The organism is Shewanella sp. LC6, assembly GCF_006385735.2.
In the GTDB taxonomy this organism is placed as follows: domain Bacteria; phylum Pseudomonadota; class Gammaproteobacteria; order Enterobacterales; family Shewanellaceae; genus Shewanella; species Shewanella xiamenensis.
Map to the genome: position 1 here is coordinate 317,644 of NZ_CP043902.1, position 14,629 is coordinate 332,272.

Annotated in this window: 16 protein-coding genes and 1 other RNA gene; 9 read left to right on the forward strand and 8 right to left on the reverse strand. The window is 47.3% G+C overall.

Annotated features, from left to right (window positions below; genetic code table 11):
* Positions 1-17: 17 nt before the first annotated feature.
* Together FJD32_RS01440 and FJD32_RS01445 are read left to right on the forward strand one after the other, a co-directional pair.
* Positions 18-1,421: an AAA family ATPase gene (locus FJD32_RS01440; protein ID WP_099457284.1), complete on the forward strand. Its 1,404-nt coding sequence runs from the start codon at positions 18-20 to the stop codon at positions 1,419-1,421.
* Between the two features lie 48 nt (positions 1,422-1,469).
* Positions 1,470-2,309 (forward strand): Dam family site-specific DNA-(adenine-N6)-methyltransferase, encoded by an 840-nt coding sequence (locus FJD32_RS01445; protein WP_037424184.1) that lies wholly within the window; start codon positions 1,470-1,472, stop codon positions 2,307-2,309.
* 35 nt (positions 2,310-2,344) lie between these two features.
* Here the strand turns inward: FJD32_RS01445 and FJD32_RS01450 are convergent, their stop codons facing one another.
* Entirely contained in the window at positions 2,345-2,530 is a 186-nt protein-coding gene (locus tag FJD32_RS01450; RefSeq protein ID WP_140907469.1) for a DUF2970 domain-containing protein, read from the reverse strand.
* On the reverse strand, positions 2,530-2,895 hold the full coding sequence (locus FJD32_RS01455; protein WP_055647091.1) for a hypothetical protein: 366 nt from the start codon (positions 2,893-2,895) through the stop codon (positions 2,530-2,532). Before FJD32_RS01455 ends, FJD32_RS01450 begins: the two co-directional genes overlap by 1 nt.
* A gap of 262 nt (positions 2,896-3,157) precedes the next feature.
* Here FJD32_RS01455 and rpe point away from each other — a divergent pair, with 262 nt between their 5' ends.
* From rpe to trpS, 3 genes are read left to right on the forward strand one after another with little or no spacing between them, the layout of a single operon-like run.
* Positions 3,158-3,835 (forward strand): ribulose-phosphate 3-epimerase, encoded by a 678-nt coding sequence (rpe, locus tag FJD32_RS01460; protein WP_037424193.1) that lies wholly within the window; start codon positions 3,158-3,160, stop codon positions 3,833-3,835.
* Positions 3,835-4,518, forward strand: coding sequence for a phosphoglycolate phosphatase (locus FJD32_RS01465; protein ID WP_099458484.1), 684 nt, complete (start codon positions 3,835-3,837; stop codon positions 4,516-4,518). Before rpe ends, FJD32_RS01465 begins: the two co-directional genes overlap by 1 nt.
* Before the next feature lie 36 nt (positions 4,519-4,554).
* Positions 4,555-5,553, forward strand: a complete 999-nt coding sequence (gene trpS / locus FJD32_RS01470) for a tryptophan--tRNA ligase (protein WP_069454027.1) — start codon at positions 4,555-4,557, stop codon at positions 5,551-5,553.
* A gap of 98 nt (positions 5,554-5,651) precedes the next feature.
* On the opposite strand, the gene FJD32_RS01475 is transcribed toward trpS, so the two are convergent.
* Positions 5,652-6,524, reverse strand: coding sequence for a LysR substrate-binding domain-containing protein (locus FJD32_RS01475; protein ID WP_037424198.1), 873 nt, complete (start codon positions 6,522-6,524; stop codon positions 5,652-5,654).
* Positions 6,525-6,643: 119 nt separating this feature from the next.
* Here FJD32_RS01475 and FJD32_RS01480 point away from each other — a divergent pair, with 119 nt between their 5' ends.
* Positions 6,644-7,567, forward strand: a complete 924-nt coding sequence (locus FJD32_RS01480; RefSeq protein ID WP_099457285.1) for a DMT family transporter — start codon at positions 6,644-6,646, stop codon at positions 7,565-7,567.
* Positions 7,568-7,585: 18 nt separating this feature from the next.
* Here FJD32_RS01480 and dolP read toward each other — a convergent pair whose 3' ends face one another.
* The 4 genes from dolP to FJD32_RS01500 all read right to left on the reverse strand — a co-directional run bounded on the left by dolP (position 7,586) and on the right by FJD32_RS01500 (position 11,058).
* Complete coding sequence (gene dolP, locus FJD32_RS01485) at positions 7,586-8,152, reverse strand: division/outer membrane stress-associated lipid-binding lipoprotein (RefSeq protein WP_037424203.1); 567 nt, start codon at positions 8,150-8,152, stop codon at positions 7,586-7,588.
* Positions 8,149-8,742, reverse strand: coding sequence for a phosphoheptose isomerase (locus FJD32_RS01490; RefSeq protein WP_011070670.1), 594 nt, complete (start codon positions 8,740-8,742; stop codon positions 8,149-8,151). Before FJD32_RS01490 ends, dolP begins: the two co-directional genes overlap by 4 nt.
* Positions 8,743-8,848: 106 nt before the next feature.
* The gene (locus tag FJD32_RS01495; protein WP_140907470.1) at positions 8,849-9,175 is read right to left on the reverse strand and encodes a YraN family protein; all 327 of its coding nucleotides are present in this window, start codon (positions 9,173-9,175) and stop codon (positions 8,849-8,851) included.
* On the reverse strand, positions 9,172-11,058 hold the full coding sequence (locus tag FJD32_RS01500) for a penicillin-binding protein activator (protein ID WP_140907471.1): 1,887 nt from the start codon (positions 11,056-11,058) through the stop codon (positions 9,172-9,174). The genes FJD32_RS01495 and FJD32_RS01500 overlap by 4 nt, the downstream gene beginning before the upstream one ends.
* A gap of 88 nt (positions 11,059-11,146) precedes the next feature.
* Here FJD32_RS01500 and rsmI point away from each other — a divergent pair, with 88 nt between their 5' ends.
* The 3 genes from rsmI (at position 11,147) to FJD32_RS01515 (ending at position 13,273) form a co-directional block, all read left to right on the forward strand.
* Positions 11,147-11,992, forward strand: coding sequence for a 16S rRNA (cytidine(1402)-2'-O)-methyltransferase (gene rsmI, locus FJD32_RS01505; protein ID WP_011070673.1), 846 nt, complete (start codon positions 11,147-11,149; stop codon positions 11,990-11,992).
* Between the two features lie 75 nt (positions 11,993-12,067).
* An RNA gene (gene rnpB, locus FJD32_RS01510) (RNase P RNA component class A) lies at positions 12,068-12,421 on the forward strand.
* A 339-nt stretch (positions 12,422-12,760) separates the two neighbouring features.
* Positions 12,761-13,273: a DUF1993 domain-containing protein gene (locus FJD32_RS01515; RefSeq protein WP_037423051.1), complete on the forward strand. Its 513-nt coding sequence runs from the start codon at positions 12,761-12,763 to the stop codon at positions 13,271-13,273.
* A gap of 37 nt (positions 13,274-13,310) precedes the next feature.
* Here the strand turns inward: FJD32_RS01515 and FJD32_RS01520 are convergent, their stop codons facing one another.
* Complete coding sequence (locus FJD32_RS01520) at positions 13,311-14,627, reverse strand: sensor histidine kinase (RefSeq protein WP_140907472.1); 1,317 nt, start codon at positions 14,625-14,627, stop codon at positions 13,311-13,313.
* Positions 14,628-14,629: the final 2 nt, after the last annotated feature.

Below are 14,629 nucleotides of genomic sequence, written 5' to 3' on the forward strand. Positions count from 1 at the left end.
CCTTGTGTGGTGGATGAGTGACATTTCAGGGGCAAGTCTTGCTTCCCTCACAGGAAGCCCTCATACAAAGATTGCATCATGTTGCCAGTTATAGCGACCAATTGCTGGTGCTTGTTGGCGGCCAAGGTTCGGGCAAGACTACGCTGCTCACTGCATTAGCTACCGATTTTGATGATTCAAATGCGGCGCTGGTTATCTGTCCCATGCATGCCGATAACGCTGAGATTCGTCGCAAGATTTTAGTGCAGTTGATGTCATCCCCCATTTTTGATGATGAGATCCCCCTCGCCGAAACCATTCTGCGTGTAGCTCAAAATCAAAGTAAACCGTTACATATCATTATCGATGATGCTCATTTGCTCTCAAAAGAGCTATGGGCAGAATGCATTATACTCAATCAAATTCAGTGTGCGGGACAGCGGATAGCTGTGACCTTAACGGTCCCTCCAGCATTTTTAGCCGATTTATTGCCACAATTACCCGATTCTCTCCGGCGGCAGATCCTGCCTATTAGTATTGAACCGCTAAGTTTGCCTGAGCGGGAAGCACTGTATCAAACCTTGCTGCGATACAGTGACCAAAATCCATTTACTCCAAGAGACATTGTTCGCGCACAACTTGAAAAACAAACGGGTACTCCTCAGGAAGTCGTTACCTTGCTGGAACTGGCGCTACATGGCCAGAGTGAGAAGAAGTCAGCCTGGGTACAATATAAGCTAGCGTTGATTGGACTTTGCAGCTTGTTGATTACCTTTTTGATTTGGTTTGGATTAGCTCAACCCTTTTCCGATGAGCCCGTGCTCGACGTGGTCACTTATCCCGCATTGGATTCCGACGAGTTTTTAGCCCATGGTCAACGGATATTAACGCCCTATTTTAAACAACGTGAGGAGTCGTTAGCGCAGTCTTTATTATCGCAAGCGGCGCTGCAAGCCGATCCTTTGGCGGGATTTCATGGTGAGACTCCAGCCGAGAATGAGTCCGCCATAACACAACCGATTGATGAAGCCACAAGTAAGGCCGAAAACAATGTTGTGACTGCTAGTAACAATACATCACATGAAGATATCGCTAAGAACGATAACGTTCATCCAGCGAAGAACATCACGGCTGCATCAATAACTAATGTAAAAACTCGGCCAATGTCCGGTTATACCATCCAAATAGCTACAGTCTCCCAGCGTGACACAGTCGAGTCGCTGTTGAAAAAACTGCATTCTGTGCCGGATATTCGAGTCGCTAAATACAAACAATTTTGGGTGGTGCTGGTGGGGCAGTTTAGCGACAGTCAATCGGCGCAACAGGCTGCCGCAGAATTGGTCAAACAATATCGTTTGAGTCAACCCATGATAAAAAAATGGGCTGAGTTAGGTGGTTATCAATTACAAGATGCGCTTCCAAGCGGTGAAATTTCAGAATAAACAGAGTACAATCATGGCCTTTATTTTTGTCGGCATTCATCAAGTTAAATGATCAAAAAACATAGAGCCTTCCTGAAATGGGCTGGCGGAAAATTTAAATTGGTGGATGAGCTCTCGAACTATTTGCCCACGGGTGAGCGTTTAGTTGAGCCCTTTGTTGGCGCAGGTTCGGTATTTTTAAATACTGACTATCCCAGCTATTTACTCTGCGATATCAATCAAGACCTGATAAATCTCTACAACATAGTCAAAGAAAGGCCCTTGGAGTACATTGCGGCTGCTAAGAAGCTATTTGTCGATGAGATGAATCAGAAGGAAGCCTACTATCGCGTGCGTACAGACTTTAATAAATCTCGCGATCCTTTCCTGCGTTCGGTTTATTTCCTGTACCTCAATCGTCATGGTTTTAATGGCTTGTGCCGTTATAACCGCAAAGGCGGCTTTAATGTACCCTTTGGCTCCTACAAGAAGCCTTATTTCCCCGAAAAGGAAATTTTGGCCTTTTCAAAGAAAGCGCAACGCGCCGAATTTAAGTGCATTGGCTATGAAAAAGCCTTTGAACAAATCCGAATTGGTGATGTGATTTATTGTGATCCACCCTATGCGCCATTATCCTCCACGGCGAGTTTTACTACCTATGTCGGTGCAGGCTTTAGCTTAGATGATCAGGCGTTGCTCGCGCGTTATTCGCGGCATATGGCTCTTGAACAGCGCATTCCTGTTGTGATTAGCAACCATGATATTCCGCTGACGCGCGAACTGTATCGCGGTGCGCATCTCGCTAAGATCCAAGTGCAACGCAACATTAGCCAAAATGGTAGTGGCCGCAATAAAGTTGACGAGTTGATTGCTTTATACGATGAGACTTACGATCCGCAGGATGACTAATTACTGATGACGGAAGGTTTGAGTTATTTGCTTATTTAGCTAACGACTTGCCTAACCAGCAAAATAAGGCTGGCAACTAAGGCTATCGCTAACACGATTCCCATCAAAATGTACGGTAATGGTGAATTGGTCTGGAAGTCTTTTTGGCGATTTTTATCTGACTGCACCCCAAAGAAGGCGGCTATCGTACTGTGAAAGACTTGCCAGATCCGGCTTAGCATCAATAGGACTGTTGTGAATTGGCAGGTTTCATGTCATCGATAGGTTTATCTTGATGACCATGGAGCAGTTCAAGCAAGTCGACAAAATGGAACTGGCTAGAGCGATTTTTACCTGTTAGCCAGGTCTTCCAACTTAAAGTTTGCGCCTGTTCGGCACAACGGTTATTCGGATGGCTGCTAGGTAAGCTATTGTTGTAACGAGTATCACTACTGCAAGCGCAGGCTGGGGTATCGTTACCTGCGGTCAGTTTTTCGACACCAAAGGCTAAGGAGGCGACTACCACTGCGGTAAATGCCAACATCATCGACGACTTAAATGTCACCGAGCCTAAAATGTGTGAAAACTGTGTTAACCGCCCTTTCATGATACTTCCCTTGAAATCATTAAATGATCCACGCTAGCTGCCCGAGTATAACAAACTCGCTTAGTTTATGAACAATAATTTATCAATCTTCACTAAAATCTTTCTAACGCTTCAGCTTCTCCTAGGACTTACCGTAGGTTGTGAATACTGCAATTGAGCTTCTATCTGGTTTCAATCGCGATAAATGTGGCATTTGCTATAGAGGCATGGTCTAGCTAAGGGTAAAATAAGGCACTTTTTGTTCAATAGCAGCGAGTGTCCTATGCGCCCATTTTTAATTGCTCCATCGATTTTATCCGCCGATTTCGCCCGTTTAGGGGATGACGTTAAAGCCGTGTTAGATGCAGGGGCTGACGTAGTGCATTTTGATGTGATGGATAACCACTATGTGCCGAACTTAACCATTGGTCCTATGGTGTGTAAAGCGTTACGCGACTATGGCATTACGGCCGAGATCGACGTGCATTTAATGGTTAAGCCTGTTGATCGTATCGTGCCTGATTTTGCTAAGGCTGGCGCTTCTATTATTACTTTCCATCCCGAAGCCTCTGAGCATATCGATCGTACTTTGCAACTGATTAAAGAGTCCGGTTGTAAGGCAGGTTTAGTGTTTAACCCTGCAACACCGCTGCATTATCTTGACCATGTGATGGATAAGTTAGATGTGATCCTGCTGATGTCGGTCAACCCAGGCTTTGGTGGCCAATCCTTTATTCCTTCGACCTTAGATAAATTACGCCAAGTGCGTGAGCGTATCGATGCGAGCGGTTTTGATATTCGCTTAGAGGTCGATGGTGGCGTAAAAGTGGATAACATTGCCGAAATTGCTGCCGCAGGTGCCGATATGTTTGTCGCTGGGTCGGCTATTTTTAGTCAACCAGACTATAAAGCCGTTGTCGATGAAATGCGTGCCGAGTTAGCAAAAGTTGAGGCCAAATGATGCGAGAACAGATTAAAGCGATTGCCTTTGATCTCGACGGCACACTGATTGACAGTGTGCCCGATCTTGCGGTCGCGACACAGGCGGCACTCGCCGAATTAGGTTTGGCAACGTGTACCGAGGCACAAGTGAGAACTTGGGTGGGTAATGGCGCTGAAATGCTTATGCGCCGCGCCATGAGCCACGCTTTAGGCGCAGACGTTGAGCAAACGGCATTAGATGCGGCTATGCCGATTTTTATGCATCACTATCAAGAAAATCTTGAGAAGCACAGCGCACTTTATGCCGATGTGCACCAAGTGCTACAAACTCTGTTTGACGCTGGATTTAAGCTGGCAGTGGTGACAAACAAACCCTACCGCTTTACTTTGCCGCTGCTTGAAGCCTTTAAGATTAATGATTTCTTTAGCTTAGTGCTTGGCGGCGATTCGCTGGCGAAGATGAAGCCGGATCCATTACCGCTAGAGCATTTATTAGCGCAATGGCAACTCGATAAAAGTGAGTTGTTGATGGTAGGCGATTCTAAAAATGACATTTTAGCGGCGAAAGCAGCAGGTGTTGCATCAATCGGCTTGACCTATGGCTACAACTACGGTGAATATATTGGGCTAACTGGCCCTGACGCGGTGTGCGAGCAGTTTGCCGAGATCCTTAGCTGGCTAAATGTCGGCCAGGCAGTTTAATCGATTCTTTTTATCTTTATTTGGAGCAATGACGTAATGACCAAACCCATAGTACTCAGCGGTGCACAGCCGTCCGGTGAATTAACCATAGGTAACTACATGGGTGCATTGCGTCAATGGGTTGCCATGCAAGATAGCCACGACTGCCTTTATTGCGTGGTGGACTTGCATGCCATTACCGTGCGCCAAGACCCTCAAGCATTGCGTGAAGCCTGCTTAGATACGCTTGCACTGTATTTAGCCTGCGGCGTCGATCCAAAGAAGAGTACGGTATTTATCCAATCTCAAGTGCCGCAGCACACTCAGCTGGGTTGGGCGTTAAATTGCTACACCCAAATGGGTGAATTGAGCCGTATGACGCAGTTTAAGGATAAGTCACAAAAGCACGCCAACAATATTAACGTCGGTCTGTTTGGTTATCCTGTACTGATGGCGGCGGATATTCTGCTGTATCAAGCGAATGAAATCCCAGTTGGTCAAGATCAAAAGCAACATCTTGAGTTAACTCGTGATATCGCCACTCGCTTTAACAACGCTTACGGCGACACGTTTACTATTCCTGAGCCTTTTATTCCTGAGCATGGCGCTAAGGTGATGTCGCTACAGGACCCTCTGAAGAAGATGTCAAAGTCAGACGATAACCGTAACAACGTAATTGGTCTGCTTGAAGATCCTAAAGCGGTTATGAAAAAGCTGAAAAAAGCCATGACCGACAGTGATGAGCCGCCAGTGGTGCGTTTCGATATGGAAAACAAGCCAGGCGTATCTAACCTGCTGAGTTTAATGTCGGGTATTACGGGTCAAAGCATTGCCAGCCTCGAAGCCGAGTTTGAAGGCAAGATGTATGGTCATTTAAAAGGCGCTGCGGGTGAAGCGGTAGTGGGCATGTTAGAGCCGCTGCAAGAGCGTTACCGTGCGCTGCGTGCCGACCGTGCTTATCTTGATCAAGTGATGAGAGCGGGCGCTGAAAATGCCCAAGCTCGTGCTGAAGTGACGCTTAAAAAGGTGTACGAGAAGATTGGTTTGTTAGTGTAATTTGACCTAAAAAGCGCATTACACAACTCGTTATTAAGCCGACCTATTCTTAAGTCGGCTTTTTTATGTCTGTTATTTATTGGGCTGTAGCTAAGCGTTTAGGCCTGCGATTTTAACCAAGATGCAAAGGCTGCAATGGCGGGTTCATTTAGGCGTCGCTGTTTGCATAAAAAACAAAATTCAAAACCCGTATGAACATCGGGTAGATTTACCGCCACCAGTCGTCCAGTACTGATATCACCGGCCACCATAAAATCAGGGGCGAGGGCGATACCTTGTCCGGCAATCGCCGCCTCAATTGCCATCACTATGTGGCTAAAAATATGCTGTTGTTCGTTATTCAGGGGGATTTTATGGGCCGATGACCACTTATGCCAATCGAGTCCAAGTGGGCCTTCATCCACAATCAGTAATGCTTGTTGCTGAAAATTGCCCAAGTTAATCTCGCGCCATTTAGGATAAAGGCTAGGGCTACATACGGGGATCAGGCGTTCCTTGTGCAGTAATTGTTGCCAATAACCCCGTTGATTGAGTTTGCCTGCGATAAAGATATCGGCCGTGCTGGTGCTGAGATCGGGGTCTTGAGTGATCATCTCGAGGCGAATTTTAACGCTGGGATATTGGCGCCGAAAATCCGCTAACCTTGGGATCAACCATTTCACCGCAAATGAGCTGTATACCGCCAAACAGAGTTGTTGATTTGGGGTGTCGCGGATTTTGAGATTAAGATCGCTTAACTCATTAAAAATTCTTTCTAACTCAATAAATAAGCTCTGGCCTTTGGGCGTGAGCTGTAGTTTACGTCCCTGACGATCAAAAAGTTGTTCACCAAAGTACTCCTCCAATACACGCACTTGGTGTGAAACCGCGCTTTGGGTAATGCAAAGCTCGGCGGCAGCCTTGGAAAAATGCTGTTGCCTCGCGGCGGTTTCAAATACTTGCAGCGCACGTAAGGGTGGAAGCTTTCTCATGATTTTCAACGTCTAAACGATTTAGTATGAATTTAATTCATCTAGCATGAGAAAGCATCATTTCAGCTTAAGTTTTGCGGGGATTATCATGCCAGCATTGAGATTTACGGATAGTTAAAATGCAGCGCCCTGTTGTTATCGGTTTGATTTTATTGATAGTGGGTAATCTATTTAGTGCTTTTTACGATGTATCGATCAAATGGTTGCCAGAAGATGCTAATGCAGCCACTTTTCTACTCGTGAGACAAATCACTTCAGTACTCATGTTAACCCCGATTTGGTTGTACTCGCAGCGACCGCAGACGGAATATATTTCGGTTCACCTTTGGCGTGCCAACATAGGCTCGGTTGGCGCGCTTTTTTTAATTATTGGTTTGATGGCATTGCCTTTAGCTACAGTCAGTTCCCTGTTTTATTCTGCCCCCCTGATGATTATTTTGATGGGATACTGGTTTTTAAAGGAGCGGATTACCACTGGGCAGGTTATATGCACAGCGTTAGGCTTTGTGGGGATCTTAATTATCCTCAGGCCGAGCGAGATGAACTGGTTTGGATTAGCGGTGTTATTTTCAGCATTTACTTTTGCTATCAATCAGTTGATGCTTAAAAAAGTGCCTAATACTGAGCATCCGGTATTAACCTTAATGCTCTATAACTTGCTGGGGATTCCTGCGACTTTAGTTATTGCAGCCTTTCAGGGATTGGAGGGACTGAGCTGGGAAATGCTCGCGGTTGCATTACTTAGTAATGCCTTTTTACTGATTTATCATTGGTTTTGTGTACTGGCTTACCGTAAAGCACAGGCGAGTGATATTGCGATTGCCGAATATACTGGTTTGTTATTTATCGTTTTCTTAGGCTGGCTGTTGTTTGATGAATGGCTGGATAGCTTAAGTTGGCTGGGTGCCGCTTTGATTGTGCTGCCTTCGCTGTTTTTACCTTGGATAGGAGCGTTGGTGGAGAAGTCACCCAAGATGATGGATAACATACAGGTGAAGTCTTTAGGAATTGACACCGTGGTAAAAGGCGAGCCTAAACTTTAAGTGTTTAGGCTCAATCGGTTATTCGATATATTCGAAAACCTTAACGACTTTGCGTACACCAGCAGTATGACGGGCAATGTCAACAGCAAGCTCTGCCTGTGAGCGGTGGATCAGCCCTAGCAGGAAGACTTCACCATTTTCAGTGATCACTTTAATTCGGGTCACATCCAATTCTTTCTCGTTGAGCATACGTCCCTTCACTTTGGTTGTTACCCAAGTGTCGTTACTGCGAGTCGTGAAAGACGTTGGATTACCGATGCGGATCTGGTTGTGGATTTTACCGCCCAGCTTAAGGTCTTGTACGACCTTAACCGCTTTATCTCGCAGCATCGAGTTGGGGGCTTGGCCTATCATCAGCACATTACCGTTTACCGATACACCCGTGATATTGGTTTGTTTCTTAAGATCTTCATGCTCTAGTAGCGCACTGGTGATCTTAAAATCAGTATTAGTATCATCTAGCTGCGTTTTTACCGAACGCTCATCGTTGGCCATCATAGCGCCGCTGACTGCGCCCACCATAACGGCACCGGCGCAACCTTGCAGTAGCATGCAAACCATTAACAGTGGGGCAGCATATCTCATTGCTGTTCGTCCTGTGGGAAGAGTGTGCGGTCGATATTGTCACACAGGCAATGGATCACCAGTAAGTGAACTTCTTGAATACGTGCCGTCACGTTCGAAGGAACGCGAATTTCAACGTCACCCACGCTAAGCAGCCCAGCCATCGCGCCGCCGTCTTTACCGGTTAAGGCTACGATAGTCATATCGCGACTCAGTGCCGCTTCCATCGCTTTAATCACGTTACCAGAGTTACCGCTGGTGGAAATGGCTAACAGGATGTCGCCAGGCTGGCCTAAGGCTAAGATTTGCTTTGAGAAAATCTCATCGTAGCTGTAATCGTTAGCAATTGCCGTGATAGTCGATGTGTCCGTCGACAGAGCAATGGCTGGTAGTGGTGGACGTTCAATCTCATAGCGGTTTAATAGCTCGGCCGAGAAGTGCTGAGCATCACCAGCACTACCACCGTTACCGCAGGCAAGAATTTTATTGCCACCCAAAAGACATTGCACCATCATCTCCGCCGCTTTGGCGATGGATTCTGGCAGTGCTTCGGCTGCATCGATTTTAGTCTGGATAGATTCAGTAAAGCTGTCTTTAATGCGTTCTAACATGGATACATCCTTTCAGGATAAAGTGTGGCTATGATGCCATATTTCCACGGTGGAGTTGAGGCATAAGCGTTAAAAATTATTCGATGAGCTGAGTCGAGAGCCTCGTTTAAAAGGCATCGACCAGCCATTGGATCTGCGTATCTTCGATGGCGACAACGTCGAATCGGCAGGGTACATCCAATTTATGGCTCTGTAAATAATGACTGGCCGCCATGCGGATCCTGCCGATTTGTGCTTTGCTAAGTGCTTGTATTGCGCCACCAAATTGATTTGCAGAGCGGTATTTTACTTCTACAAATACCCAGTGGTTTTTGTGGCGCATGATTAAGTCTATTTCACCAAAGGGATAGCGGACATTGCGCTCAACAAAGGTTAAACCTTGCTGTTCAAGGTAACCTTGGGCGAGCGACTCTGCCTGCTGTCCGAGTGTCATAGTTGGCGGAAACTGCCTCTTTGATAGCGTCCCCAGCTTAATTGGCGGTTAATTACGCCATCGGGATTGACCGATAACACGCCGCTACGACCATTGAACTGGTAACCAGTAAATGAGCGCATTTGTGCGAGTTTGCTGATTAAATCCATCGCATCATAACCCATCACAAATAAGCGTTTTTGGCCGTTGTTCCAGCCGGGCCATAAGGTATTAACCATCAGGTTTTCTTCGCCATTTTGCATCAACCAAGGTGCGTCACTGAGAGTGAGGTTATTTAAATCCTGCGCAGTTTGGCTCGATTCATTATCGATACGGCTACGGCTCGAGGTGTACAACGGCACGGGCTGAGTAAAGACGCTAAAGGTGACATCGATAAAGGCCTTGAGCAGGGTTAACTCCTGCGGCGTCGAGATCATATAAATCGCATCTATATCTTGGCGCGAGCGAAAATCGGCTTGTACTGAATTGCCCAGTAGTTCCTTGATGCGCGCAATACGGGCTTGGCTATCGCGAACGCCGAGCGCATCTTGCACCGTGGTTTTCATCTTATCGCCACTGTCGTAGTAATAGACTTCGATGGGCGTATCGCTTTTCTTTTTCCAGGCTTGAATAAAGCTCTCGGCCATACGTTTGCCGATAGCATCGTTGCTGGCGAGTAGCAGTGGCATAGTTACGCCATCTTGATACATGCGTATTGCAGCATCGGCTGCTTCTTGTGCTGGCGATAATGCAAAGTAAAACTTATTAGCATCAGCGACAAACTTGTCTGTTTGATTTAAAAACAGTTGCGGGATCGGCGCGCTTGCCGCAACAGGCGCTGCTGGCGTGCCGGTTGTAGGGGTGTTGGTCGACGAAGTGGTACCAGTGTTTAACGCCAATAATTGATCGATTTCATTTGGCAGTAGCGGGCCAATAATAAACTCAGCGCCTGCATTTACCGCTTGCTGATAAGCGGAAACGGCATCGTTAGCAGTATCGTAAAAATTCACCGAGACTTGCTCATTCGGTTTAGCTAAATAACTGGCCAAAATACCTTGGCGAATCGCATTGGCGGCACTGGCGCGCTGGCCTGTTAGCGGCAAGAGTACAGCGATATTTTTTGGGGTATAAGGTTTGGCGTTTAACGCTTGATCTAAATCCGCGGGCAACTTCGCCGCCGCAGGATGATAAGGGTTTTGTTTTTGCCAGTCGCCTAAATAACGGACCAGTTGGTTGGGATCGACCGCATAATGCTTAGCGATATACGCCAGTTGTAACCAACCTGCAAAAACAGGGCTTTTGGCATCTTTGGTGAATGCGAGCAAGGTTTGCTCGTGCATCGGTTGCAACACTTGCCAGATCTGATTATTGACTTCATTCGCCTCGGCGGGAGGTAAATAGGTGGTCAATAAACTTAATTCGCGCACCTGTTCGATAGGCTGTTTATTCTGTTGGAATAAATGCGCTCTTAATTGATGATACGCTGCCATTTGCCAGCCGGGTAATACCCAAGTGCTTGGGTAAGTTAGCGTTTTCAGAGCATCAAGCGGCGTCGATGTATGCTCTAGCACCCGCGCAGTCAGGTATTTATGTTCAGCCACTAGCGTCGGGACCTGAGTCAGGCTTGGCAGCATCGACTTGAGCAGCTTTTGCGCCGCCGCATAGTCGTTCGCATTGATATGCGCATGCGCCGCCAGCAGCAGGTAAGTATCACGTTGCTGGGGATCTTTGCTATTAGCAGCCTGTGCTAAATACACATTTGGCGCCAATGGAGCAGAGGCTAAAGAGGTGGCCACGGTGGGCGCAGTATTCGTTGAGGTGGGCGCTTGACTGCCGCAACCCGCCAACACTGCGGATAAAATGGCCACGGAAACGAACTTAGTTGTATTCAGGCTTTTTAACACTGGGCTTCACTCTGGTAAGATGCTGCCTCTAGTTTAACCTTCTCTTGCGCTTGACGAAAGTCTTGGCACTGTCATTACAGAGGTATATATGGACCAAAGCGTCGCACTCTACATCGTTCCCACTCCTATTGGTAATTTGGGGGACATGAGCCCACGTGCTATTGACGTGCTCAGCCAGGTTGCATTAATTGCCTGTGAAGACACCCGCCATAGCGGCAAGTTATTGAGTCATTTTGGCATTTCAACTAAAACCATCGCACTGCACGACCATAATGAGCGTGCTCGCGCCCAGTGGATTGTGGATCAGCTAGCTGCAGGGCAGTCGATTGCGCTAATTTCCGATGCGGGCACGCCGCTGATTTCCGACCCCGGCTATCACTTGGTCTCCCATGTGCGCCAATCTGGCTTTAAGGTGATCCCGCTGCCAGGCCCCTGTGCGGCGATTACGGCGTTAAGTGCCTCGGGTTTGCCGTCGGATCGTTTTTCTTTTGAAGGTTTTTTACCCTCGAAAGAAAAAGCTCGCGCCGACAAGTTGTTAGAACTAAAAGAAGATCCGCGCACGCTGATTTTTTATGAATCTCCCCACCGTATCGAACATAGCCTAACGACTATGGCTCAAGTGCTAGGGGACGATCGCCAAGTGGTGATGGCGCGTGAAGTGACTAAAACCTTCGAGACCTTCCTCAGTGGCCCCGTAGCCGAGGTGTTAGCCACTGTGAGTAGCGATCTTAACCAGCAAAAAGGTGAGATTGTGCTGATGGTGCACGGTCACCGCGCGGCCGAGGATGATGAAGCCATTCCAACCGTTGCTATCAACACACTTAAATTACTCTGTGAAGAATTGCCGCTTAAAAAGGCCGCCGCCATTGCCGCGCAAATTCACGGTCTTAAAAAGAATGCCCTGTATAAATTCGGTTTAGAGTCTGATTTATAAGCAGATCTAACAGATAGACACACACTGGTAGGATTAACAGTGGTGCAGGTAGAAGGCTTAGGCTATAATCCGCGCCGAGTTGGCCAGACAGTCGCCGCGTTCGCAAGAACGGGGAGGAAAGTCCGGGCTTCAAAGAGCGGGGTGCCAGGTAACGCCTGGGCGGTGTGAACCGACGACAAGTGCAACAGAGAGGAGACCGCCATCATAGCCTCGGCTAAGGTGGTAAGGGTGAAAGGGTGCGGTAAGAGCGCACCGTGCGGCTAGCAATAGTCCGTAGCAAGGTAAACTCCACCCGAAGCAAGACCAAATAGGGTTCCGTATGGCGTGGCTCGCGTTGGAACCGGGTAGGTCGCTTGAGCCTGTGAGCGATTGCAGGCCTAGATGAATGACTGTCCACGACAGGACCCGGCTTATCGGCCAACTCAACCTCTTTATAATAAAAGGCCTCGCAGCGATGCGAGGCCTTTTATTTTTCAGGCAATACGATTAATTGATGCATAAAGAAGATTGATAGTTAAGCTTCTGGATAAATGCTAAGAAATTGTTTTTATGTTACTTTCTGTCATAAGAGCCGCTCGTCATTTGAGTAAACTACACATCATTCCTCGTTTCGCGAGCACGAGCTTGCCAGAACGAACAAAATTTAGTCTCGAAACGTCAACACGCCCTAGCAAGGCGGAAATTTTAACTCTGTTGAAATCATCCTTTTTGCCCCAATATAGTCTCTAGTGCTGCAATCTGGTGGCGTTTATCACAGGAGTTTATGTCATGCTTTATGATTTAACGGCTGTTCAATTTAGCAAGATGCTGAAAAACTTGAGTCTTATTCTGGAAAAGGGTGAGATTTTTGCCAACTTGAAGAAGGTGGATATGGCGGTATTATTGAATTCCCGCTTAGCACCCGATCAATTTAATCTGATCCGTCAGATCCAGATTGCCTGTGATACCGCCAAGATTGGGGTCGCGCGTCTAACGGGGAATTTAGATACCGTACCTAAGCATGATGATACTGAAACGACTCTGCCAGAGTTGCAAGCGCGTATTGCTTCTGTTATCGAGTACTTAGCTCAATTTACCGAGGCAGATTTTGCCGATGCGGCGACAATTCACGTTTCTCAACCGCGTTGGGAAGGTAAGTATTTAACAGGATATGAGTTTGCGATTGAACATGCTATCCCAAACTTATATTTCCATGTGACGACGGCCTATGCGATTCTGCGCCATAACGGTGTGGATGTAGGTAAGAAAGATTATCTCGGCCCTATGCCTTATAAGTCGTAATTCCCATCGCACAGCGAGCATTTGCTTTGCTGTGCGTTTAATGCGGCTGAGGTAATATCACGCTAACTTTTAACCCGCCAAGTGTTGAATGCGTAAAGCTAAGTTCTCCCTGATAACTCTCGACAATATCTTTGCAAATCGACAGGCCTAAACCGTGGCCTTGAACGCTCTCATCGAGCCGAATCCCTCGCTCAGTAATCACCGTTAAATCGCTATCCGATACACCTTCGCCATCGTCGCTGACCTCAATCAGATACGCTCGATTGCTGGTATTTGTCTGTTCAATACAAAGCTGTATCTGTCGACGCGCATGCTTGCAGGCGTTATCGAGCAGATTGCCTAGCAGTTCGAGCAAGTCGTCCCGGTCAAAGGGAATCACCAGTGCTTTATCAAACCGATAATCAATTTTGCGCTCTGGATAAATGCGCTGCATCACTTGGATGAGTGGCGGCAGATCGTCATTGAGCACGGTGAAACGCCCCGGAGTGGAGAGCCCGACGATTTTAGTGCGCTTAAGCTCTCGCTCAATAATATGGTGCAGATCCGCGAGCACCTTGCTGCCTTCGCGTCTTTGCTCTGGCGCTAGGCTATCGAGGTAGGATTGTAGCCCTTGCAGAGGACGTTTCATTTCGTGGGCAAGATTACCCAAGGCATTGCGTGAGCGTTGTACCCTTTGCCCCAGTTGATTCATGAGGCGTTCGATTTCCTCAATCAAAGGGCTAATTTCTGTTGGTGTGTGCTGGGTATCGATTTCTTGTCCCTGGAGCCGCAGTTGCCTGATGGCATCTGGCATTTGCTCTAGCGGTTTAAAGCCCCGTTTGAGCAACAGATGTTGGGCAAATAGCAGGATCATAATGGTCAGCAGCACCACAACCGTGGCAAAGCCTAAAAAGCGTAATTGAGTTTGCTCGAGTGAGCTGATGTCTTCGGTCACCCAGAGGGTAATGGTTTGCCCATTTTTGACGATTGTCTGACTGAACATCAGCCAGTGTTCTTGGCCAACGTATTGAGTGGCCTGTTGTTGTTCCCCAACGTTAAGATTGGGGAGTGAAACTATATGGTCAAACAGCGAGCGCGAGCGTAATAGCTGTTCACCGATGTTAATCGCAAAGTAGTGGCCCGAATTGACCCTGTGATACACATTGGGGAGCCTGTCTGTACTCAGCGACCAAGTGCCATCGGCTTGCGGTTCGAGGGCGGAGATCAGGCTATCTGCATCGTGTTGCAGACGCGAGGCAACAAAGTCTTGGGTTAAGATTTGAATGCCTTGAAATAGCAAATACAGCAATAGCACCATGGCGCAGGTGAGGGTGATAAGCAGGTTTCTAGTGAGATAGGCTTTGAGTGAATACACGC

Bases quoted from the DNA above. Each gene is read 5' to 3' on its own strand.
- trpS (WP_069454027.1), top strand. From the start codon at position 4,555: ATGACCAAACCCATAGTACTCAGCGGTGCACAGCCGTCCGGTGAATTA.
- rsmI (WP_011070673.1), top strand. From the start codon at position 11,147: ATGGACCAAAGCGTCGCACTCTACATCGTTCCCACTCCTATTGGTAAT.
- FJD32_RS01450 (WP_140907469.1), bottom strand. From the start codon at position 2,530: ATGCTAAGCCGGATCTGGCAAGTCTTTCACAGTACGATAGCCGCCTTC.
- FJD32_RS01475 (WP_037424198.1), bottom strand. From the start codon at position 6,524: ATGAGAAAGCTTCCACCCTTACGTGCGCTGCAAGTATTTGAAACCGCC.
- FJD32_RS01465 (WP_099458484.1), top strand. From the start codon at position 3,835: ATGCGAGAACAGATTAAAGCGATTGCCTTTGATCTCGACGGCACACTG.
- FJD32_RS01490 (WP_011070670.1), bottom strand. From the start codon at position 8,742: ATGTTAGAACGCATTAAAGACAGCTTTACTGAATCTATCCAGACTAAA.
- rpe (WP_037424193.1), top strand. From the start codon at position 3,158: ATGCGCCCATTTTTAATTGCTCCATCGATTTTATCCGCCGATTTCGCC.
- dolP (WP_037424203.1), bottom strand. From the start codon at position 8,152: ATGAGATATGCTGCCCCACTGTTAATGGTTTGCATGCTACTGCAAGGT.
- FJD32_RS01455 (WP_055647091.1), bottom strand. From the start codon at position 2,895: ATGAAAGGGCGGTTAACACAGTTTTCACACATTTTAGGCTCGGTGACA.
- FJD32_RS01515 (WP_037423051.1), top strand. From the start codon at position 12,761: ATGCTTTATGATTTAACGGCTGTTCAATTTAGCAAGATGCTGAAAAAC.
- FJD32_RS01495 (WP_140907470.1), bottom strand. From the start codon at position 9,175: ATGACACTCGGACAGCAGGCAGAGTCGCTCGCCCAAGGTTACCTTGAA.
- FJD32_RS01480 (WP_099457285.1), top strand. From the start codon at position 6,644: ATGCAGCGCCCTGTTGTTATCGGTTTGATTTTATTGATAGTGGGTAAT.
- FJD32_RS01445 (WP_037424184.1), top strand. From the start codon at position 1,470: ATGATCAAAAAACATAGAGCCTTCCTGAAATGGGCTGGCGGAAAATTT.